Genomic DNA, 24,278 nt, shown 5'->3' with positions numbered 1-24,278 from the left:
TTCTCAATATGTCTGAAAATACAATATTTCCAGGTGACAAAATAGCATCTATTGAAGAATACGAGGCAGGGCATAACGCTTTTGACGATGGAGATATGGTCAGAGCAGCAACTGTTGGAGTAAAAGATATTGATAAGGAATCAAGGACCGTAAATGTAAAACATCCAAAACTCCTATCCATTCCCAATGTAGGAGACATCATTATTGGAACAGTTGCAGCAGTCATGTCATCAATGATTGCAGTTTCTATTGATTATATCAATGGAAAACCAACTACATCAAAAGTTGAATGTATTTGTGGAACACGTAATTTGAGAATTAGAAATATTGCACTAGTCAATGACATTGTTACACTAAAAATTATTAGTCATCTAAACGGTACCATTCATGCGTCAATTAGTGAACCAAATTTAGGAGTTTTATTTACCAAATGCAGAAAATGTGGAGGTAAAGTTGTTGCAATGCGCGATGCAATAAAATGTACAGACTGCGCATGGATTGATGAGAGAAAACTTTCTGCAAACTTTGGAAATACTGATTTCGTAAATTTAAGAGGTTAAGAAATGATTCAAGTTTCGTTCCAAGGTGAACGAGGTGCTTATAGTGAAGCCGCAGCAAGATCATTTTTCAAGGAACAAATTGAAACTATACCCCATGCAACATTTGCAGATGTACTGGAAAGTACTTCTAGGGATAAAACACAGTATTCAGTATTACCAGTAGAGAATTCTTTGGAAGGAAGTGTTGGTGAAAGTTATGATTTGTTGTATTTGACATCTCTAAATGCAACAGGGGAAATTTATCATAGAATTGAACATTGTTTGATTGGAACTGGCAAAATTAATGAGATAGATACAGTATATTCACATCCACAAGCTTTAGGTCAATGTAGAAAATTTATTGAAGAACACAACATGAAAACAATTCCTGCATACGATACTGCGGGAAGTGTGAAGATGGTCAAAGAATTAAATGAAAAAAATTGTGCATGTATTGCCAGCAAGGATGCAGCAAAAATTTATGGCATGCCCATAATTTTAGATAATATTGCAAATAATCTCAATAATTATACAAGATTTTTAATTCTATCAAAAGAGAGTAATTCTGAAACAGGTAATGACAAAACATCAATAATCTTTTCAATAAAACATGAACCAGGTTCATTATTTAGAATAATAGAGAATTTTCACAGAAACAATGTTAATCTAACAAAAATTGAATCAAGGCCTACAAAGACAAATACTTGGGAGTATAATTTCTATGTAGATTTTGAAGGGCATCAAAATAATTCCAAAATTTCAGAAATGCTAGAGAAAATAAAACAAGAAACACTATTTATGAAAACATTGGGATCCTATCCTTCTGCAAAATTAAACTAAAATCCTTTAGGCTTTCGCAATGTAAAGCCCATACTAAATCCAATAATTACCATTCCAGAGGTAATTACCATTAGATCATAAGTGAACCAAACAGGATCAGAACTTCGAATTAATGTTCCAGTAACAGATAATTCAGAACTGCCGGTGTTTTGAATTAGGATTTTAGTTTCCCCATCTTCTAAATGAGTCCAATCTAATTTCAATTCATTTTTGTATGAAGTGATTGGAATCTGTAATCCTGCTCCAGGACTTGCAAGTTTTAGATCAAAAGCATCACCCATAATCTTCATGGATTGAGGAGTGTGATTAGGTGCAGGAATTGTATATGACATTGAATCACCTACAGCTACTGTATAATCTTCATTAACTGTAAGTGGTCCAATATGTGTAAGTAAAGAATATCCTCCAATTGCAATAATTGCACTTCCAACAATCATACCAATAATAGTTCTTTTAGAAAGCACATTGAAATTACTCTTGATACTGTTTAAAAAATTACCGGAAAGGCATGTGAAATCAATAATGAAATGGTTTTAGTTAAAATCCCCACATTGGGAATATATACAAAAAATTACCTATAATTGCTAAGAGAAACGCTGCAAACACTAAGAAACGTATTGTTTTATTTGGAATTTTATAGATAATGGTTGTCAATCCCGCCCCCATTATTGGTAAAAAATATATCATATAATATGCAAAAGTGTCTCTCAACACATCTATTATCAAATAGGGTATAAAGAAACTAAATCCGGAAATAATAAAAATTACATCCTTAGAAACATAAATTTTATTTTTAACTCTCTGAAAAATTGCGTAACCTATCAACACAACACAACTCCAAAAACCAATATGCCACCAAGTATAGTTGATTATAGACTGAACCCACAAAGTTGAGTATTCTTTTTGATGTCTCTCGATTCCTTCATCATCAATGTATGTTTTATCATAACCATATGTAATATTATGAACGGTTTTACCACTTGAAATTGGGAGAAATGACGCAATGAATTCATTGGTGCTGACTTCCTGCTGTGTATAATATCCCTTGGTGAATATAACCTGTAAATGATGTATGGGGTCAGTTACTTGAGATACATAGTTAAACTGTTCAACAGGTTTTTGATATATTTCAGTAGTACTCCTCAAGATATCAAATCTCATGACACCAGGATCAAAATTTTCATTTACAGTAAAATATTCTGGAAATCTTGTAGAATACTCCAAAACAGTTATGGTGTTGTCATAAATCATTAGGGGAATTAAAAACGCAGTAGTCATTATCAACAAAGAAATCAGTGGAGTTTTGATAAATTTGAAACTATGTTTTTGTATATTTTTGACAGCTAAGACAAATTCCTCTCGGTTATGGAGACAATGATATATTGCAATGAATATAACAAAAAATATCGCTGTCTCTTTGATTAATGCCGATAATCCTATGAATAATGCTGCAAAATAGTATTTTTGTTTAAAATACAAGTAGATTGAGAAAAAACCTATTGCCATAACGGGCATGTCTCTTAACATCAGTGACGAAGATACAAAAATTACAGGACTGAATGCCATGATTATGCTCGTTATTAATGCAATTTTTTTAGTTGAGATATGTTCAACTACTTTATAATAAAAATACAAAAAAACCATTCCAAGTATTACTATTGGAAACCTCCATGATGCCCAGTTGTCCCCAAACACATAGACGAATGGAGAAACAATAAAAGATAATCCTGGAAGTTGATATGGCGTATGATCAATTCCCAACATGAACCACCTCATAAAAGTTGTAAAAAATACTTCATCCAACACCTCAAAGTTTGGATGAGATATTACAAACATGTGAATTGAAAAGGATGTAAAAATAATATGTAAAATGGTAATCTTTTGTAATTTTTCAGATAGAAATTGTAAAATTTCCAATAAATTTAATATTAAAATTACTCATATTAACTTTAAATCATAATTCTAATCATTACTAACTTTTTACATATGTAGAATTTTTTTACTGTTAGTTGATAACCCCAGTATTTTTTGTTAAGATCTAAAAATCAGATTATCTAAAATTTCTTAATCATCTCGAGTAAAACCTTACTTTGATGAATAGCGCGTTCAGGATAACAATTTAGCATCCAACCATTGTCAATTTTATCAAATCCCATATCCGTGCAATCTGTATTATATTCTAGATGACTATTGTCAAATTTCCAATCAAACCCATTCCTTATTTCTAATTCAGGGAAGTTATGGCCTCTATGAAGAGTCATTAAATTATTGTTATAATCTACCTTAATTTCAGCATAAAGTGCATTAGGATACAAGTAAACAACATTTGGATGATTTGTGATTGCATCAAATTCTTTTTTGGTCACATATTCATTATGTAATAAAATTACTTTTTCATATCGTTTAAGAATATCAGGGTTTTGATCTACCTCAATATCAGATATGCTTTCATATCCCAATAATTTTAATATTTGAAATCCGTTACCGCTTGAAAAGAAATTCAGAGTAGATTCTTTTGGAATTTCAAGTGTTAGACATTCTTCATCACATTCTCCTCTATAATATGTATAAAATCCAGGTTCATTGTATGCTACTGAAGTAAAAATTGGAAATATGACAATAGTATTTTCATTAGGAATGTATCTTAGCTTTTCATACAATTCATTATTTTTAGGATTTAATTCAAATTGTACATTTATCCATGTTTTTTTTCCATCTATAATTTCAAACTGATCCTCAAAGCCAAAAATATTAAAAAGTGAAGGAGTATCTAATGGGGTTTTTCTAATTTCATTTGAAAATTGATCATCATTTTCAAATTTATCGTATGGAAAAAACTGGAAAATCATAACAAACACACCAATAACAATAATTATGTAAATGGGAAATTTTATTTTCATGTCTGTTTAATTATTTTTTATAATAATTGAATTTTAAAGTATTTACATCAAAGAGACATCATGAGGCTGGCTTTCTGCAAATCCTGCTCTTGACATTTTGATAAATTCTGCATTTTCTTGCATTTGCAGAATTGTATGTGCTCCACAATAACTCAATCCGGAGCGTACGCCACCAGTTAGTTGTTTTAGAATATCAGTTACAGTTCCTTTGTATGGGACCATTGCCTCAACTCCTTCTGCAACATAATCATTAAGATCATCATCAAGTGAAATTGAACCTGTCTCTTTAGATTTTCTGCCTATTGATGCCGCTAATGATGCCATGCCTCGATAAACTTTGAATCGTTTTCCATTTTTAGTCAAAACTGTACCAGGGGATTCATCAGTTCCGCCAAGCATACTGCCAACCATAACAGTTGAAGCACCAGAAGCTAAAGCTTTAGTTGCATCACCTGAAGTTCTAGTTCCTCCATCAGAAATTATTGGAATGCCGTGATCTTTGCCAACTTTAGCACAATCCATTACTGCAGTTAATTGAGGAACACCTGAGCCAGTAATTACTCTAGTAATACAAATTGAACCAGAACCTACACCTACCTTTACAGCATCTACACCAGCTTTAATCAAGTCTTCAGCTCCTTGAGCAGTTGCAATATTTCCTGCAATTAATTCACAGTTTGGGAATGCTTTTTTGATATTCCTAACTGTACTGATTGCGTTTTCACTATGTCCATGAGCAATATCAACTACAAGTACATCTACACCTGCTTCCAAAAGAGATTCACTTCTTTCTAAAAAGTCACCTTTAACTCCAACTGCAGCGCCAACTAGTGGTCTTCCCTTCTTATCTTTAGATGCGTTTGGAAAATCTGCATTATTTGTTATATCTTTACTTGTAATCAAGCCTTTGATGATTCCTGAATCATCAACTATAGGTAATTTTTCAATTCTGTGTTTATGTAAAATTTCTTTAGATTCGTCTAAAGTTACACCCATTTTTGCTGTGACTACATCCTTTGTCATAACATCTTGAATTTTACTAGATTTATTTGCAAATAATAAATCCCTTTCAGTTACAATTCCTATTAGTTTTGAATTAGAATCAACAACTAAGAGGCCTGAAATTTCTTTATCTTGTGCATAATCCATAGCATATTCAATTGACTTGTCTGCAGATATTGAATATGGATTTTCAATCATTACACTTCCAGATCTTTTGACTTTTAGAACCTCACTTGCTTGCTCCTTAATTGTCAAAAATCTATGAATAATTCCAATCCCTCCAGCACGAGCCATTGCTCCAGCCATAGAAGATTCTGTCACTGTATCCATATTTGCACTCACAAAAGGAATGTTGATTGTAATATTTCGAGATAATTTTGTAGATAGATCGGTCTGACTTCTGCTAGTAATATCAGAATATTTTGGTACAAGGAGAACGTCGTCAAATGTTAATCCTTCTTTGAATTCCAATGAAACCTTGTTAAGAAAGTAAAATATTGATTATAAGCCTTTGTGTTATTTTGATAATTTAGAGGCGATCGTTACGGCATCTTTAGTAGCCTCTACATTGTGTGTACGAATAATATCAGCTCCATGTAATACAGATATTACTTCTGCAGAAATAGAGCCAAATAATCGATCGCTTGGATTTTCTTTTCCCAAAATTTTTCCTATGAATGATTTATTTGAAACAGAGATCAGAAGGGGGTAATTTTGTTTGATTGAATTTAGATTTTTTAATATAGATAGATCTCTCTCTAACCAGTCTGATTTAATTTTTGTAAAAAATGGTCCTTTTCCAGTTTTTCTAAAAAACCCAATAGCAGGATCTAACACGATTTTTTCAGAAGAAACATGTGATTTTTTTGCTATCTTCAAGCTATCTTGCAATAATTTCTTAGTTACTGTAACAGGATTCCCATAAACAATTTTTGAATTATACGCACATAAAATTAAAGAGGGACTGTATTCTGAAATGACTTCTTGCATTTTTTTATCATATTTTAATCCAGAAATATCATTAATTATTTCAATTCCATACTCTAAAGCATCTTTTGCGACTTTTGCTCTACAAGTATCAACAGATATTGGAAGATTTGTAAAATTTTGAATGATTTTAATTGCATTTTGAATTCTCTTTGACTCAATTTTTTCTGAAACTGATGTAGATAGATATGGTGCAGTTGACATACCTCCAACATCAACAAAGTCTGCACCTTGATCCTCCATCATCTTAACAGTATTTTTTATGTGGATTTTGCTAGTAATAACAGACTTTTTGTAAAATGACTCAGGACTAGTATTTAGAATTCCCATTATTCGTACAGGATTCTTTCCACCTACACCTACGTTCCCAATTTTTGCCACATGATTTATCAAATCTAATGCAATTTGAGTGATATGATGATTATAGGTTGGGAAAAGAGATACCGTGAGATTTTAAAAGAATTCAAGTATAGTGAAAAAAAGGACAAAGAATCAGCCATTATTTTAAATTCAATTTTAAAAAAAACTGAGGTTAATGAAAAAATCATCAGTTTAATCAAAGGAAAAACAGTTTTGGTGATTGGTTCTGGACCATCTTTGACATCTGCCATTCCAAAATTAAAAAATTATAAAAAAATTGTCAAAATCGCTGCAGATAGTTCGATAAAACCACTTGTAGAAAATGGCATCATACCAGACATTATTGTAACAGATTTAGATGGAGATGTAAATACGCTTGAAAAAATTGGAAAAACTAAATCCATCTTTGTGGTACACGCACATGGTGATAACATAGAAAAATTAGAATTTGTAAAGAAATTTAAAAATTATATTGGAACAACACAATCATCGCCTTTTGGTAAAATAGAAAATTTTGGTGGTTTTACAGATGGAGATAGAGGAGTTTTTCTAGCTAATCATTTCCAAGCAAAAAAAATTATTTTGATAGGAATGGATTTTGGAGAACGGATTGGAAAATATTCAGAAACTAAAAGATCAGATAGGAAAATAAAATTGATGAAATTAAAAAGAGGCGAATCTCTTTTGAAATGGCTATCCACATTTACAAAGGCAGAATTGTTCACCACATCAAAGCCAATTGAAGGATTTAAAAAAATATCATACAAAGAGATGGATATCATAATTACCTAGAATGCATTTAATACCCATTCATGATTAATCAAATCATGAAATTCTCAGAAGAGCAAGTAAAAGAGATCGTTGCTTTAAAGGAAAGTTTGATCGAGCAAATTGACAAACACCAGGAAGGGATAGAAATGCTAGAAAAAAATATTACAGTTTTAGACTTGTTCTTAAAAGGATCTAGTTTCACTAAAGCTTCTCAAATAGAAATAAAAAAAGAGATTGAACCAAAACCGGAAATAATAGAAAAACCTGTGGAAAATTCAATTCCAATTAAAAGAGTCAATGATGGTAAAATTATCGCCAATGCATTTGTCACACCAGATCAGGTTTCCATAGTTTTAGATAATGAAATTATAATTAATGCAGATACCCCACCTTTCAAATCATTCTTTTTAGATAGAATAATTGGAGAAATGAAAAAGAAGGATGTTGCAGAGGCAGAAAATGGAAAAATCCAAAAAGAATCAGTGATTGATTATATTGTTAACAAAAATGGCGCAGACATTAGAGAAATCATAATTAAAAATTATAGGCAAAAAGAAAGAGTAAATGAGTTAATTAACACAGCAGGATGGTCACTAACTAGAATGCTTGAGAACATAAACAAGTGATAGTATGGACAAAATTGTAGTTTTAGATTTTGGTTCTCAATACAGCCATTTAATTTGCAGAAGAATTAGAGAATTTTCAGTTTATGCAGAACTGGTTCCATATGACATTAGTTATGAGGAATTACAAAAACTAAATCCTACAGGAATAATTTTTTCTGGAGGTCCATCAAGTGTTTATAGTTCAGATGCTCCAATACCAGAAAATAAAATTTTTGATATGAATTTACCACTTCTTGGAATTTGTTATGGTCATCAATTGATTGTTAACAAATTTGGAGGTAAAGTGAAAAGAGCAAACAAAGAATATGGTTCATCATTACTAACAATTGACAATGATAAGGATCTCCTAAACGGAATTGGTGAATCAGTTAGAGCATGGATGAGTCACGGTGATGAAGCAGAGGAAATTCCTGAAGGTTTCAAAGTAATAGGCCACACCGAAGGCGCAAAAGCAGCAGCAATTGCATCAGAGGAAAAATCAATTTACGGTATTCAATTTCATCCTGAAGTGGTACACACAGAACAAGGTACAGAAATTCTAAAGAATTTTGTTTTGAAGGTTTGTGGTGCAAAACAAGATTGGACCATGGAGGGTTTTATCGATACAGCTGTTGAGAAAATTTCAAAAATTGACGGAAATGTACTTTGCGGAGTAAGCGGAGGCATAGATTCAACAGTAGTAGCATTGTTAATTCACAAAGCAATAGGAGATAGGCTAAAGTGTGTTTTTGTAAATAATGGGTTGTTACGATTAAACGAAGAAAAAGAAATTGAAGATATGTTCAAAGACAATTTCAAAGTAGATTTTACCTCAATTAATGCTGCTGATCAATTTCTTGGAAAACTCAAAGGAGTAGAAGACCCTGAAAAGAAAAGAATGATTGTAGGAGAAGAATTTATTCATGTTTTTACAGATTTTGCTAAAAACAGCGGTCCTTTCAAATGGTTAGCTCAGGGTACACTATATCCAGATGTAATTGAAAGCGGCGTATCAAAAGGGCCTGCAGCAGTAATCAAATCTCATCATAATGTAGGCGGACTACCAGATTGGCTTGATTTAGAAATTTTAGAGCCGCTAAGAGATTTGTATAAAGATGAAGTAAGGAAAATTGCAAAAATTCTTCAAGTTCCAGAAAAGCTTTTCATGAGACATCCATTTCCAGGTCCAGGATTATCAGTTAGAATAATTGGAGAAATAACTCCAACAAAACTGGAAATTTGTAAAGTTGCAAGTAAGATTGTAGAAGAAGAGTTGATGGTAGCAGGTTTGTATGAAAAAGTATGGCAAGCATACGCTGCAGTAGGAGATGACAGAGCAGTAGGAGTTGTCGGAGATGAACGTAGATATGGGAACATAGTCATGATCAGAGTCGTAGATTCAGTAGATGCCATGACTGCAGATTGGACAAGATTGCCACATGGATTATTAGAAAAAATGAGCAATAGAATAACAAATGAGATTGAAGATGTTACTTGGGTCACATATACTATTTCAAGCAAACCACCTGCAACCATTGAACCTCAATAGTGATTAAAATGGAATATGAAAAAATTTGTGACGAGATTTTAGAGTGTGATAAAGATATTCGGTATGTTGGAATGTATGATTTCGGAGAGCTGTATGAAAAAATGAGACCAGGATTGAAAAGCCATCTATCAAGAGAGGAAACTGAATTATCATTATCTCAAGCAGTGTACCGTTGGTCTACACGTAAAAAAACTGCAGATAAGATTGGAAAACCAATTTATGCATTAGCTAAATATGAAAAAATTTATCGAGTAACAATTCCAATTGGGGGGGCAGGATTAATTTTAACTAGTGTTGAATTAAATGCAGATGTAAATACAATTGTTGAAAAAATTCTAACAATTAAAAATAAGCACTCATCATAAATTGTGATCAGTATGGATTTTCATGTTTTTGATACATATGTAAAGGCAAAAGATGGCCATACAATGCATTTTGATGTAGTCACAGACACAAGCGATATAGAAAAAGCAATATCCTATGCTAAAGAATGGCTAAAATCTATCGGGGAGGAATCATCCACAGTAACTACAAATGAATGCAAGTTTTGTCATACACAGTCAGTACCAGAAGACATGGAGATTGAAATCATGACTGATGGCTATTCTATTTCAAAGATGGAAGGATGTCCAAATTAACTCACATTGATAATTTTTTCAGAAATTAAATATTCTATTGCAGATAATAGTTCATTTTCTGAAATTGTTTCCTCTGCATACCATACAAAAATGTCATGAACCCAAGTTGGTATTTTAGATTCTATTGGATTTTCAATCTGTAATAATTGAACTTCTTTTTCTAATTCAACTTCCACTTCAGATTCCTCAATATTTTGAGTAACAATTACAGGCTTGCTAGATTGAATTATAGAAAATGTTGATGAAGCAGATGTTGGACCAAATTCAGAAAAAACTCTCAACCCATATTCACCTACAATGTTTGTTTCAAAATCACCAGGTTCAAGATAATGTAATATTTGAACTCCAAATAGATTATCGTTTATAACTTTAGGTAAAATTTCAGTGGTTTTGAGAATTTCCCCATCACTTAATCTAGTAATCTCCATAAAGTGGTAACCATGTTGTGGATCATAATTTTGAATTTGAATATCGGCTCTAATCATTTGAGGATTTTTATCAAGATCAATAATGGTTCCAGAGATAAAATCTATAGTGACAATAGGCAATTCATCAAGACCATAAATGGAATTTATTTGAAATAACATTGCTATTGAGAAAAATCCAAGTATTATTTTTGAAATCAATTTTTATCTAAAATTCATTAAATTAGATTGAATATATCTATAATGGACAAGTTTTTTGACAAGTAGATTCCAATTTGGAAATATCATTCAAGCATGCATGCACCAAAAACACCTGCAGAATCACCCAATTTATTTTTCAAAATAGGAGTATCGATTAAATCAGAAAATACTTTATCATAAACAGATTCTTTTCCTTCAGTATACAAAAAATCAATATTTGATAAACCACCACCTAAAACAATTGCATCAGGATCCAAAATATCAATAACATTTGCAAGACCATATCCAAAATTTTCTACAAATTCATTTTTCCATTTTTCCCAATATTCATTATCAACATCAGTAAGAATTTCAGGTAAATGTTGGGATTTTCCGGTTAGTTGGGTCCAATGACTTTCTAGTGACGGACCGCTAATGTACGTCTCCACACATCCAGTTTTACCACAATAACACTGATTTCCATTACGATGCAAGGTATGATGGCCCCACTCACCACCAATGTTACTTCTTCCAGTATGGAGTTTTTTATTAATCACTATTCCGCCCCCAATACCAGTTCCAAGTACAACACCAAAAACTAAATCAAAATCCGCAGCAGCACCTAATGTTGCTTCTGCCATCGCAAAACAATTTGCATCATTTTCCATAGAAATTTTTTTCCCAAGTTTATTTTCTAGATCTGCCTTTAATGATTTTCCAATCAAGCATTGTGTATTACTATTTTTAATCAAACCAGTTTGCTTAGAAATTGCTCCAGGTGTGCAAATTCCTAAAGAATAATCAGATATGCCCTCAGATATTTCCATAATTAAAGATGACATAGAATTTAGAATTTTTTGGTAATCATCTTTGGGTGTTGGAATTCTTTTTCTTTTAATGACGTTAAAATTTACATCTAGAAGAACTGCTTCAGTTTTAGTGCCACCTAAATCAACACCAAGTTTGTACATCAATTATTTACAGAAATTAAAACGCTTAAGCTTTGACTAAGATTTTATCCCATTCCGCCTGGGGCACCAGATACGGCGATAACATCATCGATTCTAAGAATCATGCATGCAGCTTCAGTTGCAGATTTGATAATCTGTTCTTTAACTACAATTGGTTCTACGACGTTAATTGCCATCATATCTGCAATCTTCATATTTCTAGCATCAATGCCAGTCCATTTTTGACCTTGATTTTGTCTTGCTCTAAGATTAGCCATTGTATCAATTGGGTCCATTCCAGCATTTTCAGCAATTGTAAGTGGAATTGTTTCTAATGCCTCTGCATATTTTTTAATTGCAAGTTGTTCTCGTCCATCAAAATTATCAGCCCAATCTTTGAGAAGTGAGGCTGCAAATGCTTCAGGTGCGCCACCGCCAGCTACGATTGCTGGTTTTTCAATAACATCTTTTACAACCATTAAAGAATCATGAATTGAACGATCAACTTCATCAATTACTCTTTGTGTACCACCACGAATCAACATTGTGACGGATTGTGGATGTTTGCAACCTTCAATGAAGACCCATTTGTCAGATTCAACTTTCTTTTGATGAGCCAAATTTGCAATACCAAGATCATTTTCTGAAAGATCATCAAGATTACTAATTACACGTCCCCCTGTGGCTTTAGAAAGTTTAATCATATCACTCTCTTTGACACGACGAACTGCCATAATACCATACTTTGCAAGATAATGTTGTGAAATATCATCAATTCCTTTTTGACAGATTAGAACATTGGCTCCTACATCATGTAACTTATCAACCATAGATTTTAGCATTCTATTTTCTTCTTCTAAGAACATCTGCATTTGAGTTGGATCAGTAATTCTGATTTCTGCACTTAGTTCAGTTTTTTCAATTTCTAATGCTGAATTAAGTAATGCTATTTTTGCATTTTCAATTTTTGTAGGCATTCCACTATGGACAATTTCTTTATCTAAAACAATTCCTTTGATAATTTGTGTATCATCAATTGAGCCACCAGCTTTCTTTTCTACTTTAATATTTTCAAGATCAACAGAATAAGCATCACCTTTCTTTGTTGCAATGCTAAGAACAGCATCAACGATAATTTTGGAAAGGAATGTGCTATCTTCAGAAATTAATTTTGATTGCATACTTGTTGTAGCAATTTTTAATAGAGATGCTCTATCATCAGGCTGAATTTTCTTTGCCATATCAGAGTAAATTTCAAGTGTTTTATCAGCTGCTGCTTGATATCCATCGATAATAGTTGAAGAATGAACATCTTTGTTAAGAAGGTCTTCAGCTCTGGCCAATAATGCACCCCCAAAAATCACAGAAGATGTTGTACCATCTCCTACTTCATTATCTACAGTTTTAGAAATTTCAACCATCATTTTGGCTGCAGGATGCTGAACATCAATTTCTTTTAAAATTGTTGCACCATCGTTTGTAATAGTAACATCACCTAAGGAATCAACTAACATTTTATCTAATCCTCTAGGTCCAAGACTGCTTCTAACTAATTGTGCGACTAGTTTTGCTGCAGCAATATTATTTTGTTGAGCATCTTTACCTTTTTGCTGTAATGCACTCTCTTTGAGAACTAAAACTGGTCCATTAGGTCCTTGTTGAATTGATGCCATTTAGATTCAGCTTCAATCCACTGAATCCCCCTTTTTAACATTTACTTAGTAGATCGGTGAAATGTAACAGCGTTTTTTCACATCAACAATTCCACCAGAAAGAATTCTAACAGACGGTAGTGCCAGAAAAGGCAGGAATAACGGAATCAAGTGTGGTCTAGAAAATTTAGAACCTGAATCCACAATAGTATTATTGATTTTTTCAAAATTAGATGAAACTTTTTCAAAAGAATCCGTAGAAATAATCCCACCAAACTGCAAAGGTAGTGAAGCAGCAATCTTTCCAGATTTGACTACAACCAGACCACCCTGATTCTTGATAAGATGATTTGAAGCAATTGCCATATCAGAATCATTTGATCCAATTACGATCATGTCATTTTCATGAAAACTCCATGTTGAGGCAAATGCACCAATGTCTGCGCCAAAATTTTCAAGAAATCCCATAGAATGTTTCTTAGTCCCATGAACTCTATCAAATGCTGCAACTTTCCAAATATCAGAATCTAATGAAGATGATACATGGCCATCTTTAGAATGAAGTTCGGCAGAGCCTATCTTTGTAATAATTTCAGTTTGCATGTAGATGGTATTTGCAATAACATCTTTCTTTTTTGATTTTATAACAAAGTCATTTTCAGAGAATTTTTTTAATTTTACAGTTTTTTTAATCCAAGACGGGATTATTTGTTTCTTAATTGGTGCGACTATTTGTCCATTAGATACTACAAGTTTGCCTCCAACAAAGACTTTGTTTGGTTTGAATGATTTTAAATCATCAAAAATTAAAATATCTGCTAATTTTCCAGGAGCAATACCACCAAGATCTTTTCCCATATTATAATAATCAAAATTGTTCTTTGATGCCATAGTAACTGCATCTATTGGGGTTAGACCAAGTTTGATTGATTCTCTTATGCAGTGATCTATATGACCAAATTTAGACATATCAAGTGGATCAAGACCATCAGAACAGAACATTAAGCGATTAAGATATGTTCCATGAGACAAAACATGTGGAATTATTTCCTTTAAATCACGTCTAATAGAACCCTCTCTGATCATTATCCACATTCCAAGACGTAATCTTTCTAAAACTTGATCAAAATTTATTGGTTCATGACAAGATAAGATTCCAGATGAGACATATGCATTGAGTTTTTTCTCACTTGCACCAGCAGTATGTCCATTAATTATGCAATCACATTCCAACATTGATGAAAGTGATTTCATTGTTTTTGGTTCACGTGAAGTAACTTTAGTCCAAGAAAAAACTTCACCTAATCCAAGTACATGTGGATGCTTCACTGCAGATTTTTCTTGAGATAATGATAATGATTTACTACTACTAAATTTTGCATCTACTGGAAGACCGCCTGGAACTACTTGGAAAATCCGGATTGGGGTATTCTCACCAAGTTTTAAAAATTCTTGAAAACCCCGATACCCTCCCACACTTACTATATCAATAGGATCAGAAAATAGAGAAGTTACACCACAAAGTAAAGCCTTTTTTACAAATTCAGATGGTAAGACGAATTGATCAATGTGTAAATGCGGATCTGCAAAACCAGGACTGGCATATTTTTCTTTTACATCAATTACAATAGTTTTTGGACCAACAGTATGTGTTGCATCTGGACCAACATAGGCAATTCTGTCATTGATAATAGCAATCTGAATTTTTGGAATTATTTCTCTTGTATAGACAGACAGTAAATTGCAATTTTTTAAAATCAGATCGGCTTTCTTATCACCCATTGCTACAGAGTTAAGGGACAAGATCGAATTTGCTAGGCTCGAAGTCACTTCTTTTAATTGGTTTTTGCGCCTATTATAGATTCAATGCTTAAATTACGGTTGAAGAGGTTTTGTTGATATGAACATTCCTAAGGTGATCAGAAAGTATTGTGCAAAATGCAAAACACATACCGAACAAAAGGTCTCCATTTACAAGGCTGGAAAAAGAAGAGGTTCTGCAGCAGGTGAGCGTAGACATGCAGAACGTAAACAGGGATATGGTGGACAAAAATTCCCAAAATTAGCAAAACCAGCCAAAGTTACAAAGAAAGTTACTCCTCTTATGACATGTACTGTTTGTAAAAAGAAATACAATAAAAAAGGCGTTAGAATTAAGAAATTTGAGTTGGTAGCAGCATGAAGAAAGATCATATTGAAATTCCAAAGCCATCTAGCAAGTTTCAAAAAGTCAATTGCAATGAATGTGGTGAATTGCAAATAGTTTATTCACATGCATCAACACAAATTGCATGCAATTCCTGTGGAAATGCCATTTCAGAACCAACTGGATCCAAAGCCCAAATCAATGGCAAGATTTCAGGCAGTGCTGAGTAAATCATAATCTTGTTTAGAATTTAGATTAAATGCGATTCTCTTATCATCAATTATGATATAATTTTCAATTAAGCTTTCCATAGAAGAAATTTTTTCTGAATTAACTAAAGAAATTCCAGTGTAATGACATGTTTGGCCGTTAAAATCAACAGAGAAATCAGACTCTAGACCAAGTGTGGTTAAAAATTTGTTAGTCACAAGAATACTAGTCCAAGTTTTTTTAGGATCAAATTGATTAGCTATTGTTTTAATTATTTCTTCATCAAGCAATGGTAAATCGCCAGAAGTGACTAAAACATGATCATGTATAGTTTTTAGTGTTGAATTTAGATCTTCAACATAACCAATTCCTGAAGTGTCAAAAGTTTCAACATCATTTTCTTCTAATAGTTTTTTTGTTTTAGGAGAATTGCAACTGGTAACAGCTAGAATTTTTGAAAAAGATTTTGAATTTTTTAGTGAATCAATTACATGAAGAATAACAGGTTTTTTAAATTTGAGTAATAATTTTTCATCATCCAAATTCATTCTAGTACCTTTACCACCAGCCATAACAAGTCCAATCATATTGAAACAAACACCATCAAAGAAGCTAATCGAGTAAATTCGTTAGTAGATCCGAGAACATCACCGGTAATTCCACCAAAACTACGAGTAGATAGAGCTAAAAGAAACATGGTTAAAACAACAGTCACACCAAGCATTATCAAACCTGTAGTTTCACCAATTACAATTACAGGGATAAGCATAATGAGAAATGCTGCTGAAAGCTTTTTCTTGTCTTTCATAAATTCGACAAATGGAGAATTTGAGCCTAACGAAGCTGATTTTCCCAAACTAGCCATCAAAACCATTGAAAATTTCGCTAAAATTTCACTAATCAAAATTGCCTTAAACAAATCAAATCCACTGGTAAGAGAAATAGTGACTATCAAACCAATAATGTACAATACAATTGCAACAATACCTGCTGAACCAGTAGAAAGATCTTTCATGGCTTTGAGTTTTTTATCTTTTGAACCTTTCACCATCAATCCATCTGCAAAATCAGCCAAACCATCTGCATGATGTATTCCAGTGACTATTGCAATAGATGCAACTACTAACAAGCTAACTAACAATGGTTCTAAGAAAAAAGACAAACCAAAACCTAATGAACCAATTAAAAGTCCAATAGCAATTCCAACAATGGGGAACATGAACATGTATTTTGCAATATTATCTAACGAAGCATTTGATGATGGGAAGATCGTCAAAAATGAAAAAACAGATCCAATTTCTTTAAACATGTATCCACCATCCTACAAAAGATAAAATGGAAATTATTGGAATAGCGATTATTCCAAAGAAAAGTATCGAAGTAAGTTTCATAATAGATATTGCAGAATGCACATGTTGTTTTGTTAGAATCATTTCACCATCACCTAGTTTGTAATGATTGATTTTTTCAAATTTTGTTTCCAGAGCTCCTGCTAAAGCAGCCATAGGATATCCAGCATTAGGACTCTCAGTTTTTTTACCATCTCTGATCATTATTTTGTAAGATTCTTTCCAATTGTTTTGTAAAATAGCAGCAGAGAGAATCATTACCAATCCTGTTAGTCTAGAGGGAATGTAATTTAGAATACTATCACAATTTGCTGCAAACCAACCAATATTTTTAAAAATATCAGTCTTGTACCCAATCATCGAATCTGCGGTATTAATCACACGGTATACAAATGCTCCAGGCAGTCCAAAAAGTGCATAGTAAAACAATGGTCCAGTTATCCCATCAACTGTGTTTTCACTAATACTTTCAAGTACGCCTGAAAGTACATGATTCTCGTCTAGATTCTTAGTATTTCGCTTAACAATCATAGACAGATGATTTCGAGCCATATCGAGATTTTCCTCATCCAAGGATTGCAAAACAGATTTTGCATGTTTTTCCATTCCATTAATGGCAATGGTAGTTTTTAGTAATAATCCACCAAGAATTACAGAAACAATCAATGAAACATAATCAATGGTTATCAAAGTTATTCCAATATTTAATGCAAAAAGTAATGAAATTACCAAACCAGAAGTAATTGTAACAACACAGATACCACCAAATTTTTCTATCAAAGGATGTTCATTTTTTGCCATAGGAGTGAGTTTGGCAATTAAAATTCCAATCCAAGATGTAGGGTGATATTTATTTTTAGGATCTCCAAATTTAAAATCAAGTAAAATAGCTAAACCAATTACAAAAAAAGATTCAATAATCATTGTAGCATCTTCTCAATAGATTTTATATCAACATTAGATTTGACAGTTTTTGCCAATTTATTTAATTCATCATCAATTTTTGAAATATTTTTCTTAGTCCATTTAATATTTTTAGGAGTAGAATTAAGAGAATCTTCTTCTGGCAAGTCTAAGGGTATTAACGGAACAGTGCCAATAACTGGGATCTTTGTAATGTTTTTGAGTTTTTCAAATCCAGGTCTCAGTACATCCAAATCTCCTCGAAATTTGTTAAAGATGAAACCTTTTACTAATTTTTGATATTTTTTTTCAATTAAAGCCATCGTTCCAACAAGACTTGCAAAAGAACCACCTTTGTCAATATCTGAAACCAACAATACAGCAGCGTTTGCTTTGTGAGCAATCCTCATATTTGCAATATCAAATTTTTGTAAATTGATTTCAGCTGGAGATCCTGCACCTTCTAAAACAACTAAATCATAATTTTTTTGTAATATTTTAAGAGATTTTACTGCAACTTCAATGCCTTTGTGATTTACAAATTTTTCATAGTATTCTTTTGCATGCATTTTCTTGTATCGTTTTCCGTTTAGATATACAATGCTGTTGTAATTTCCTATTGGTTTTAATAAAATTGGATTTAGATCTGGAGTAATTTTACATCGTGAACCAATAGCCTGAATCGCCTGAGCACGAGATATCTCAAATTCAGGCGTAACATATGAAAAATTTGACATATTTTGGGATTTGAAAGGTGCGACACTGTAACCTTTATCAGAAAAAATTCTGCAAAGAGCTGCAACCAATGTTGTTTTTCCAGCTCCAGATGAAGTACCTTGAATCATCAAAGATTTCATTTTATCTTCTCCAATGCTTTTACAAGTTTTAGATTGTCTTTATGGGATTTAACGGCAATTCTAATATGATGATTGTTTAATCCTCTAAAATTTTTACAGTCTCTAACTAAGATTTTATGTTCAAGTAATTTCTTTTGTAATTGAGTTGAATCTTTTATTGTTTTTATTAGAATAAAATTTGTTGAAGAATAATTGCAATCAAATCCATTTAATTCACTAATTTTACTTGTTAAATAATTTAGTTCTTTTTTGATTACAAAGTTTGATTTAATAAGATGAGATTTATTTTTAAGAGATGTATTTGCTGCATCTTGAGCTAATGAATTTACACTCCATGGAATTTTTATTTTTTGTAAAATTTTAATCATTTCTTTTGAACCTGCTGCATATCCAATACGAATTCCAGGTAATGCAAATGATTTTGTCAGAGAACGTAAAACAAAAAGATTTTTGTATTTTTTAACATAAGATATTACAGATTCATTTGATTCTGGAACCATTTCTATAAAACATTCATCTACAAATACAATTGTAGATAGTTTTTTTGCTTTTATAATTATTTGAAGTAATTGGTTTTTTGATAATAGTTGCCCTGTAGGATTATTAGGATTGCAAATGAATACACAGCCTTTTTTTGGGATTTTTGAAATAAAAATATCTAGATTTTCAGATAAATTCATAGTTTTGAAATATGAAATTTTACATTCGTTGAGTTTAGCTGCTGTTTCATATTCTTGAAAAGTTGGAATTGGAATCAACACTTTAGTTTTTTTAGATAAAAATGAAAAACAAAAATTATAAAGTATCTCAATTGCCCCATTCCCAACTATGAGATTTGATCTTTCCAAGTTCGTATATTTTTTCAGGCTTGAAATTACTGTTGATGAACTAAAATCTGGATAGTGTTTGATATTTTCAATGTTTTTTTTGAGAATTTTTTTGACAGATGATGGCGTTCCTATAGGGGATACATTTGAGCTAAAATCAATAATTTGTGAGTCAGTACTTTGTGAAGAGTTCCTTCCACCGTGAACCACAGGTACATGTCTACGAATTGATGATTTTGTTCTTATTTTCACAGTTCCAAATAGAATTAGCCGATTTAGTATGTTTTGGTAATCCAGAAAACGATTATTAGTTGAAAGCGATCAATAAAGAAAACATGAGTAAAAAAAGAGTGGCAATAATTGGAGTTACAGGTTCTGTTGGTCAAGAATTTGTTCAGTCATTAAATAATCATCCATGGTTTGAAGTTACTCAAATTGCCGCATCTTCACGTTCAGCAGGAAAAAAATATCTTGATTCAATTAAAGATGCAAGTGGAATTGTAGCATGGGATGTAGGAGGGGAAATTCCAGAATACATCAAAGAAATGACAGTTAAATCAGTTGATGAGTTAGATGTTTCTCAATTGGATCTAGTGTTTTCAGCAGTAGAATCAGAAGCAGCTAGAGCTATTGAAACTAAAATGGCTGCAGATTTGCCAGTTATCTCTACTAGTTCTGCTTATAGATATGAAGACGATGTCCCAATACTGATTCCAGGAATTAATGATGAGCAAACAGAATTGCTTGAGACCCAAAAGAAGAATAGGAACTGGAAAGGTTGGGTAGCACCATTACCAAATTGTACTACAACAGGGTTAGCAATTACATTAAAACCATTACTTGAAAAATATGGAGCAAAAAAAGTCATGATGACTTCTATGCAAGCAATATCTGGTGGCGGAAAATCAGGCGTTTCAGCAATGGGAATTACTGATAATATCATCCCATATATTCCAAAAGAAGAAGGTAAAGTAAAATTAGAAACAAGGAAAATTTTAGGCAAGCTAAAAGATGGGAAAATTGTGGATGCAGATATTAGAATTAGTTGTACTTGTACAAGAGTCCCAGTAATAGACGGTCATACTGAATCAGTTTTTGTTGAAACTACAGAAAAAATTGATCCCATAAAAGCAAAAGATACCTATGATCAATGCAACAAAGATATTTCAGTAGCTGGATTACCATCTGCTCCTGAAAAATACTATGCATTTCATGAAGATCCAACTAGACCTCAACCAAGAATGGAAAGAGGTGTAGGAGATGGAATGACTACAACGATTGGAAGAGTTGAAACAGAGGAATTATTTGATAACGGTTTGAAATACATGTTGTTCTCCCACAATAAAAAAATGGGTTCAGCAAAAGGAGCAGTTTTGTTAGCAGAGATGTTATACAAAAAAGGCAAGATTTAGATAATTTTTTGCAATTTTTACAATAATAACTTTATAAGATCCAAAAATCTAGATCGACTCAGGTGTTTTAAACGGTAAAAGTAGATGAGCTAGATTTACAAATTTTATCAGAATTATCCAGTGATGCCTCAATTTCAGTTCCTCGTTTATCAAAAAAAATCAATGTTAACTCATCCGTAGTATATTCCAGAATCAAACGATTAGTAAAGAGAAAATTAATTGAGCGTTTTACAATTGTTGTTAATGATGAAGAGCTTGGATATACTGTAAAAGCATTAACTGGAATCAATATGGATACAAAAAAACGAGATCACATTATTGAAGAATTATTCAAAATTGATGGAGTTAGAGAAGTTGCCGAAGTTACAGGTAGATTTGACATTCTAGTTACAATGTATTCAAAATCATTGGATCAAATGCATAAAATGGTCTCTGAAAAAATCGGTAGAATTGAAGGAATTCAATCTTCTGAATCATTTATTGAAATGAAATCACGAATGAAAGCAATGCCATATATGCCATCAAAGGATAGTGACTGATATTGCAAAAGCAAAAGTCAGAATCCAGAGTAGCAGTATATTATGAATTAACAAAGCCAAAGATTTGGTATTTACTGGTTTTTACAGCATTTGGTGCAGCATTAACAGCTTCCAATATTTATGATATAGAAATATCTCCAGCCACTTGGCTTTTGATGCTATTTTCTGTCGCAGCTGGTTCAGCAGCTGCAAATACTTTGACTAATTATCATGATAGAGATATCGATGCGATTATGGAAAGAACAAAAGACAGACCTTTACCATCAAAAAGAATCTATCCTGCAGTAAAGGCAAGGAATTTTGGATTAGTATTAGCAGGCATCTCATTAGTTTTAGCATTTGGAATCTCTTTTACAACCACATTGGAGCAAGGAGCGTGGGCGACTGCTTTCATTGCATTTGGATTAGTAAACAACATCATAATTTACTCATATGTTTTAAAACGGAATTCAAGAACTAACATAATTTTAGGTGGATTATGTGGAGGCTCACCACCAATGATTGGTTGGGTAGCAGTAAGTATGTCTGATTTATGGACAATGGGTCTTGTCATGGCAGGGCTAGTGTTCATTTGGATTCCAATGCACATTTGGGCACTTACTTTGCATTTCAAAGAAGATTATAACAAAGTAAATGTTCCAATGTTAACTGCAGTGCAGTCAGAAAAAACTTCTGCAAGAGCTATTGCAGTTTCAACAGTTGTAATGGTATTATTTTCAATTGCCCCATTTTTCATTACAACACAAAGCGGTGAAGAAATGGTTGGAGCAGTATATCTATGGACTGCAATCGCTTCAGGTGCACTAATGTTAGGATTATCAATATGGGTAATGATTAAACCAATGGAAAAAGCTGCCTGGACATTGTTTAAATTCTCCAGCCCATATTTGGCAGTATTATTTATTGCACTGATGGTTGATTCTGCATTATAAAATACTCCCTTTATCATCTAAGCTGTTTAATTCTTTAGTGATTTCAGAATGATTTTCTACCAGATTTTTAATCTCAATTTTTAATTCTTCAGAGTTCCATTCAGATGAAATTAGAGCAGTCAATTTTGCAACAATTTTCCATTGGATATTATTCTGATCATCAATTAATTTTAAAAATTGTTTCCCTTTCTCTTCATCATCCATAATTTTTTGGTATTATGCAATCATAAAAAGTTAGCATTGGTAATTACATAATTTCAAAGTTTTATTAGTGAATAATAGATGTTTTTTCTAATGCAATGCAGCATATCAGAGTGTAAAGAAAAAGCCATAGAGACGGTACAAATCAGCTTTAAGGAGACACGAAATTTATGCAAAAACCATTTTAAATTATTTAAAAATAAGGATGAAAAACACAATCCAATATTTTCCAAGGCATCTGATTTTTAGTGCTCCCAAATATTTCGATATAATAAAATTGTTGAAAGATTTATCATCTACTATTTTTAAAATATAATGTGGCAGTCAAGAAAAAGAGCATTCCTAAAAAGACGGTGAAAAAAAATACGCCTAAAAAGTCAGTAAAAAAACCTGCTTCTAAACCTAAAAAACAAGTTACAAATTCATCAAAAAAACCAGAATTTGAAAAAGCTTGGAAAGACTACAATTCTGCTTTAAGTGGTTGGAAGGATTCTCTTGCACAGTGGCAAAAAGCCACTAATGAGACTTTGATGACATATCATGATGCATGCCAAAAAGCATTAGAATCAGATGCAGAATTGTTAAAAAAAGTCAGTTCAAGTTGGGAAAACACTTGGGAAGAGATCGGTCCTGAATACATTAAGCAACAAACAAAGATGGTAGAAAATATCTTTAAAGAAACTAACATAGAATCAATTAAAAAATTCAATGAACAGTGGGAAAAATTTCTAAAGACTTCTGGAGATGATTCAATAACAGCATATCAAGAGGCTATCAAAAAATTCAATCAAACTTGGCAATCAAGTTAGATGTGATTATTATCATATATCGAGACTTTATTTTTTCATTTTACCTATTCTGAAAACTTTGCAATCACATACTGAGCAGATTCCTTTAATTGCAGGTCTGCCATTTTTCATAATAGTTTCTTCAGGATTTTTTACAAGTCTTTTTACCTTACACTTAACACAATAGGCTTCTTGTGAAGAAGTTTTAGAAGTTTTGATTTCAACATTATCTGAATTGTGAAGTTTGTTTTCTATATCATCAAGTTTTTTATTTTGTTTTCGTAGTTTTTGAATAGTTTCATATTCAACATCTACAGACTCTAATTCTTTAATCTTTTTTTCTAATTCCTTAACTTTTAATAATTGTTCAGGAGTAGCTTCTTCCTCTGGTTCATCATCAAATAATTTTTGGTTAAAGATAATATTTTCTAGATCATCTATTTGTTTTTGGATATCATTTACCTGTGATAATTGTTCAGGAGTAGCTTCTTCCTCTGGTTCAGTTATTGATTCAGGTAGTAATTCTAATTCTTGAGGAAGTTCTTCTGCGGAATCTTTTGGTAGTGAACCTCTAGGACTTGAGGGTGGTTCTGGTTCAGTTATTGATTCAGGTAGTAATTCTAATTCTTGAGGAAGTTCTTCTGCGGAATCTTTTGGTAGTGAACCTCTAGGACTTGAGGGTGGTTCTGGTTCAGTTATTGATTCAGGTAGTAATT

The 24,278-nt window shown here is 32.3% G+C and carries 29 protein-coding genes and 1 pseudogene; 14 read left to right on the top strand and 16 right to left on the bottom strand.

Translation table 11 applies throughout. The features are described from left to right. Positions 1-8: 8 nt before the first annotated feature. Together ACW9XH_RS08795 and pheA are read left to right on the top strand one after the other, a co-directional pair. Positions 9-560 carry an exosome complex RNA-binding protein Csl4 gene (locus ACW9XH_RS08795; protein WP_457760288.1) on the top strand — a complete coding sequence of 184 codons (552 nt, stop codon included), beginning with the start codon at positions 9-11 and terminating at the stop codon, positions 558-560. Between the two features lie 3 nt (positions 561-563). After that, positions 564-1,379 (top strand): prephenate dehydratase, encoded by an 816-nt coding sequence (gene pheA / locus ACW9XH_RS08790; RefSeq protein ID WP_457760287.1) that lies wholly within the window; start codon positions 564-566, stop codon positions 1,377-1,379. On the opposite strand, the gene ACW9XH_RS08785 is transcribed toward pheA, so the two are convergent. The 5 genes from ACW9XH_RS08785 to folP all read right to left on the bottom strand — a co-directional run bounded on the left by ACW9XH_RS08785 (position 1,376) and on the right by folP (position 6,649). Continuing rightward, a complete protein-coding gene (locus tag ACW9XH_RS08785; protein WP_457760286.1) occupies positions 1,376-1,843 on the bottom strand; it encodes a hypothetical protein in 468 nt (155 codons plus the stop codon). The genes pheA and ACW9XH_RS08785 overlap by 4 nt on opposite strands. A 73-nt stretch (positions 1,844-1,916) precedes the next feature. Next, positions 1,917-3,143, bottom strand: a complete 1,227-nt coding sequence (locus ACW9XH_RS08780) for a glycosyltransferase family 39 protein (RefSeq protein WP_457760285.1) — start codon at positions 3,141-3,143, stop codon at positions 1,917-1,919. Positions 3,144-3,433: 290 nt separating this feature from the next. Beyond that, entirely contained in the window at positions 3,434-4,228 is a 795-nt protein-coding gene (locus tag ACW9XH_RS08775; RefSeq protein ID WP_457760284.1) for a hypothetical protein, read from the bottom strand. 93 nt (positions 4,229-4,321) lie between these two features. Further along, positions 4,322-5,752, bottom strand: coding sequence for an IMP dehydrogenase (guaB, locus tag ACW9XH_RS08770; RefSeq protein ID WP_457760283.1), 1,431 nt, complete (start codon positions 5,750-5,752; stop codon positions 4,322-4,324). A gap of 45 nt (positions 5,753-5,797) precedes the next feature. Continuing rightward, the gene (folP, locus tag ACW9XH_RS08765) at positions 5,798-6,649 is read right to left on the bottom strand and encodes a dihydropteroate synthase (RefSeq protein ID WP_457760282.1); all 852 of its coding nucleotides are present in this window, start codon (positions 6,647-6,649) and stop codon (positions 5,798-5,800) included. Positions 6,650-6,682: 33 nt separating this feature from the next. Between folP and ACW9XH_RS08760 the strand changes: the two genes are divergently transcribed. Genes ACW9XH_RS08760 through ACW9XH_RS08740 form a run of 5 tightly spaced genes read left to right on the top strand, consistent with a single transcriptional unit; the run spans position 6,683 to position 10,191 of the window. Next, on the top strand, positions 6,683-7,420 hold the full coding sequence (locus ACW9XH_RS08760) for a 6-hydroxymethylpterin diphosphokinase MptE-like protein (protein ID WP_457760281.1): 738 nt from the start codon (positions 6,683-6,685) through the stop codon (positions 7,418-7,420). Positions 7,421-7,455: 35 nt separating this feature from the next. Then, positions 7,456-8,025, top strand: a complete 570-nt coding sequence (locus ACW9XH_RS08755; protein WP_457760280.1) for a hypothetical protein — start codon at positions 7,456-7,458, stop codon at positions 8,023-8,025. A 4-nt stretch (positions 8,026-8,029) separates the two neighbouring features. Next, complete coding sequence (gene guaA, locus ACW9XH_RS08750) at positions 8,030-9,553, top strand: glutamine-hydrolyzing GMP synthase (protein ID WP_457760279.1); 1,524 nt, start codon at positions 8,030-8,032, stop codon at positions 9,551-9,553. An 8-nt stretch (positions 9,554-9,561) separates the two neighbouring features. After that, on the top strand, positions 9,562-9,918 hold the full coding sequence (locus ACW9XH_RS08745) for a hypothetical protein (protein ID WP_457760278.1): 357 nt from the start codon (positions 9,562-9,564) through the stop codon (positions 9,916-9,918). A 12-nt stretch (positions 9,919-9,930) separates the two neighbouring features. After that, complete coding sequence (locus ACW9XH_RS08740) at positions 9,931-10,191, top strand: DUF2024 family protein (RefSeq protein WP_457760277.1); 261 nt, start codon at positions 9,931-9,933, stop codon at positions 10,189-10,191. Here ACW9XH_RS08740 and ACW9XH_RS08735 read toward each other — a convergent pair. From ACW9XH_RS08735 to ACW9XH_RS08720, 4 genes are all read right to left on the bottom strand, one after another. Further along, positions 10,188-10,778, bottom strand: coding sequence for a hypothetical protein (locus ACW9XH_RS08735; protein ID WP_457760276.1), 591 nt, complete (start codon positions 10,776-10,778; stop codon positions 10,188-10,190). The two genes, ACW9XH_RS08740 and ACW9XH_RS08735, sit on opposite strands and share 4 nt — an antisense overlap. A 122-nt stretch (positions 10,779-10,900) precedes the next feature. Beyond that, positions 10,901-11,767 (bottom strand): ROK family protein, encoded by an 867-nt coding sequence (locus ACW9XH_RS08730; protein ID WP_457760275.1) that lies wholly within the window; start codon positions 11,765-11,767, stop codon positions 10,901-10,903. Between the two features lie 44 nt (positions 11,768-11,811). After that, positions 11,812-13,419 (bottom strand): thermosome subunit beta, encoded by a 1,608-nt coding sequence (thsB, locus tag ACW9XH_RS08725; RefSeq protein ID WP_457760274.1) that lies wholly within the window; start codon positions 13,417-13,419, stop codon positions 11,812-11,814. A 45-nt stretch (positions 13,420-13,464) separates the two neighbouring features. After that, positions 13,465-15,180 (bottom strand): adenine deaminase, encoded by a 1,716-nt coding sequence (locus ACW9XH_RS08720; protein WP_457760324.1) that lies wholly within the window; start codon positions 15,178-15,180, stop codon positions 13,465-13,467. A 118-nt stretch (positions 15,181-15,298) separates the two neighbouring features. Between ACW9XH_RS08720 and ACW9XH_RS08715 the strand changes: the two genes are divergently transcribed. After that, complete coding sequence (locus ACW9XH_RS08715) at positions 15,299-15,580, top strand: 50S ribosomal protein L44e (RefSeq protein ID WP_457760273.1); 282 nt, start codon at positions 15,299-15,301, stop codon at positions 15,578-15,580. Beyond that, entirely contained in the window at positions 15,577-15,774 is a 198-nt protein-coding gene (locus ACW9XH_RS08710; protein WP_457760272.1) for a 30S ribosomal protein S27e, read from the top strand. The genes ACW9XH_RS08715 and ACW9XH_RS08710 overlap by 4 nt, the downstream gene beginning before the upstream one ends. Here the strand turns inward: ACW9XH_RS08710 and ACW9XH_RS08705 are convergent. Genes ACW9XH_RS08705 through ACW9XH_RS08685 form a run of 5 tightly spaced genes read right to left on the bottom strand, consistent with a single transcriptional unit; the run spans position 15,757 to position 19,942 of the window. Next, positions 15,757-16,341: an NTP transferase domain-containing protein gene (locus ACW9XH_RS08705; RefSeq protein WP_457760271.1), complete on the bottom strand. Its 585-nt coding sequence runs from the start codon at positions 16,339-16,341 to the stop codon at positions 15,757-15,759. The two genes, ACW9XH_RS08710 and ACW9XH_RS08705, sit on opposite strands and share 18 nt — an antisense overlap. Beyond that, positions 16,338-17,063 (bottom strand): adenosylcobinamide-GDP ribazoletransferase, encoded by a 726-nt coding sequence (cobS, locus tag ACW9XH_RS08700; RefSeq protein WP_457760270.1) that lies wholly within the window; start codon positions 17,061-17,063, stop codon positions 16,338-16,340. The genes ACW9XH_RS08705 and cobS overlap by 4 nt, the downstream gene beginning before the upstream one ends. Then, a complete protein-coding gene (locus ACW9XH_RS08695; protein ID WP_457760269.1) occupies positions 17,056-18,027 on the bottom strand; it encodes a cobalamin biosynthesis protein in 972 nt (323 codons plus the stop codon). Before ACW9XH_RS08695 ends, cobS begins: the two co-directional genes overlap by 8 nt. Then, positions 18,024-18,863 carry a cobyric acid synthase gene (locus ACW9XH_RS08690; protein ID WP_457760268.1) on the bottom strand — a complete coding sequence of 280 codons (840 nt, stop codon included), beginning with the start codon at positions 18,861-18,863 and terminating at the stop codon, positions 18,024-18,026. Before ACW9XH_RS08690 ends, ACW9XH_RS08695 begins: the two co-directional genes overlap by 4 nt. Continuing rightward, on the bottom strand, positions 18,860-19,942 hold the full coding sequence (locus ACW9XH_RS08685) for a pyridoxal phosphate-dependent aminotransferase (RefSeq protein WP_457760267.1): 1,083 nt from the start codon (positions 19,940-19,942) through the stop codon (positions 18,860-18,862). Before ACW9XH_RS08685 ends, ACW9XH_RS08690 begins: the two co-directional genes overlap by 4 nt. An 83-nt stretch (positions 19,943-20,025) precedes the next feature. Between ACW9XH_RS08685 and asd the strand changes: the two genes are divergently transcribed. From asd to cyoE, 4 genes and pseudogenes are all read left to right on the top strand, one after another. Continuing rightward, the gene (gene asd, locus ACW9XH_RS08680; RefSeq protein ID WP_457760266.1) at positions 20,026-21,102 is read left to right on the top strand and encodes an aspartate-semialdehyde dehydrogenase; all 1,077 of its coding nucleotides are present in this window, start codon (positions 20,026-20,028) and stop codon (positions 21,100-21,102) included. A 101-nt stretch (positions 21,103-21,203) separates the two neighbouring features. Next, positions 21,204-21,266 (top strand): annotated as a pseudogene (locus ACW9XH_RS08675) (Lrp/AsnC family transcriptional regulator); the annotation flags it as partial. Positions 21,267-21,392: 126 nt separating this feature from the next. After that, a complete protein-coding gene (locus ACW9XH_RS08670) occupies positions 21,393-21,641 on the top strand; it encodes an Lrp/AsnC ligand binding domain-containing protein (RefSeq protein ID WP_457760265.1) in 249 nt (82 codons plus the stop codon). 2 nt (positions 21,642-21,643) lie between these two features. Next, complete coding sequence (gene cyoE, locus ACW9XH_RS08665; RefSeq protein WP_457760264.1) at positions 21,644-22,573, top strand: heme o synthase; 930 nt, start codon at positions 21,644-21,646, stop codon at positions 22,571-22,573. Here cyoE and ACW9XH_RS08660 read toward each other — a convergent pair. Further along, complete coding sequence (locus ACW9XH_RS08660) at positions 22,568-22,777, bottom strand: hypothetical protein (RefSeq protein ID WP_457760263.1); 210 nt, start codon at positions 22,775-22,777, stop codon at positions 22,568-22,570. The two genes, cyoE and ACW9XH_RS08660, sit on opposite strands and share 6 nt — an antisense overlap. A gap of 314 nt (positions 22,778-23,091) precedes the next feature. Between ACW9XH_RS08660 and ACW9XH_RS08655 the strand changes: the two genes are divergently transcribed. Continuing rightward, complete coding sequence (locus tag ACW9XH_RS08655) at positions 23,092-23,583, top strand: hypothetical protein (protein WP_457760262.1); 492 nt, start codon at positions 23,092-23,094, stop codon at positions 23,581-23,583. A gap of 27 nt (positions 23,584-23,610) precedes the next feature. Here ACW9XH_RS08655 and ACW9XH_RS08650 read toward each other — a convergent pair. After that, positions 23,611-24,278: DUF5679 domain-containing protein (locus ACW9XH_RS08650; RefSeq protein ID WP_457760261.1), on the bottom strand; the 668-nt coding region annotated here is incomplete at its 5' end.

It is taken from the genome of Candidatus Nitrosopumilus sp. bin_32a, assembly GCF_054095935.1.
The sequence above is the reverse complement of the archived record's forward strand: the minus strand, read 5'-3'. Positions and strand labels throughout refer to the sequence as shown.

Bases quoted from the DNA above. Each gene is read 5' to 3' on its own strand.
- ACW9XH_RS08780 (WP_457760285.1), bottom strand. From the start codon at position 3,143: ATGTTGGGAATTGATCATACGCCATATCAACTTCCAGGATTATCTTTT.
- ACW9XH_RS08720 (WP_457760324.1), bottom strand. From the start codon at position 15,180: ATGGGTGATAAGAAAGCCGATCTGATTTTAAAAAATTGCAATTTACTG.
- ACW9XH_RS08740 (WP_457760277.1), top strand. From the start codon at position 9,931: ATGGATTTTCATGTTTTTGATACATATGTAAAGGCAAAAGATGGCCAT.
- guaA (WP_457760279.1), top strand. From the start codon at position 8,030: ATGGACAAAATTGTAGTTTTAGATTTTGGTTCTCAATACAGCCATTTA.
- ACW9XH_RS08745 (WP_457760278.1), top strand. From the start codon at position 9,562: ATGGAATATGAAAAAATTTGTGACGAGATTTTAGAGTGTGATAAAGAT.
- ACW9XH_RS08695 (WP_457760269.1), bottom strand. From the start codon at position 18,027: ATGATTATTGAATCTTTTTTTGTAATTGGTTTAGCTATTTTACTTGAT.
- ACW9XH_RS08690 (WP_457760268.1), bottom strand. From the start codon at position 18,863: ATGAAATCTTTGATGATTCAAGGTACTTCATCTGGAGCTGGAAAAACA.
- ACW9XH_RS08705 (WP_457760271.1), bottom strand. From the start codon at position 16,341: ATGATTGGACTTGTTATGGCTGGTGGTAAAGGTACTAGAATGAATTTG.
- ACW9XH_RS08760 (WP_457760281.1), top strand. From the start codon at position 6,683: ATGATGATTATAGGTTGGGAAAAGAGATACCGTGAGATTTTAAAAGAA.
- ACW9XH_RS08775 (WP_457760284.1), bottom strand. From the start codon at position 4,228: ATGATTTTCCAGTTTTTTCCATACGATAAATTTGAAAATGATGATCAA.
- ACW9XH_RS08715 (WP_457760273.1), top strand. From the start codon at position 15,299: ATGAACATTCCTAAGGTGATCAGAAAGTATTGTGCAAAATGCAAAACA.
- ACW9XH_RS08660 (WP_457760263.1), bottom strand. From the start codon at position 22,777: ATGGATGATGAAGAGAAAGGGAAACAATTTTTAAAATTAATTGATGAT.
- ACW9XH_RS08795 (WP_457760288.1), top strand. From the start codon at position 9: ATGTCTGAAAATACAATATTTCCAGGTGACAAAATAGCATCTATTGAA.
- asd (WP_457760266.1), top strand. From the start codon at position 20,026: ATGAGTAAAAAAAGAGTGGCAATAATTGGAGTTACAGGTTCTGTTGGT.
- ACW9XH_RS08755 (WP_457760280.1), top strand. From the start codon at position 7,456: ATGAAATTCTCAGAAGAGCAAGTAAAAGAGATCGTTGCTTTAAAGGAA.
- ACW9XH_RS08735 (WP_457760276.1), bottom strand. From the start codon at position 10,778: ATGTTATTTCAAATAAATTCCATTTATGGTCTTGATGAATTGCCTATT.
- thsB (WP_457760274.1), bottom strand. From the start codon at position 13,419: ATGGCATCAATTCAACAAGGACCTAATGGACCAGTTTTAGTTCTCAAA.
- pheA (WP_457760287.1), top strand. From the start codon at position 564: ATGATTCAAGTTTCGTTCCAAGGTGAACGAGGTGCTTATAGTGAAGCC.
- cobS (WP_457760270.1), bottom strand. From the start codon at position 17,063: ATGTTTAAAGAAATTGGATCTGTTTTTTCATTTTTGACGATCTTCCCA.
- ACW9XH_RS08730 (WP_457760275.1), bottom strand. From the start codon at position 11,767: ATGTACAAACTTGGTGTTGATTTAGGTGGCACTAAAACTGAAGCAGTT.
- ACW9XH_RS08670 (WP_457760265.1), top strand. From the start codon at position 21,393: ATGGATACAAAAAAACGAGATCACATTATTGAAGAATTATTCAAAATT.
- ACW9XH_RS08710 (WP_457760272.1), top strand. From the start codon at position 15,577: ATGAAGAAAGATCATATTGAAATTCCAAAGCCATCTAGCAAGTTTCAA.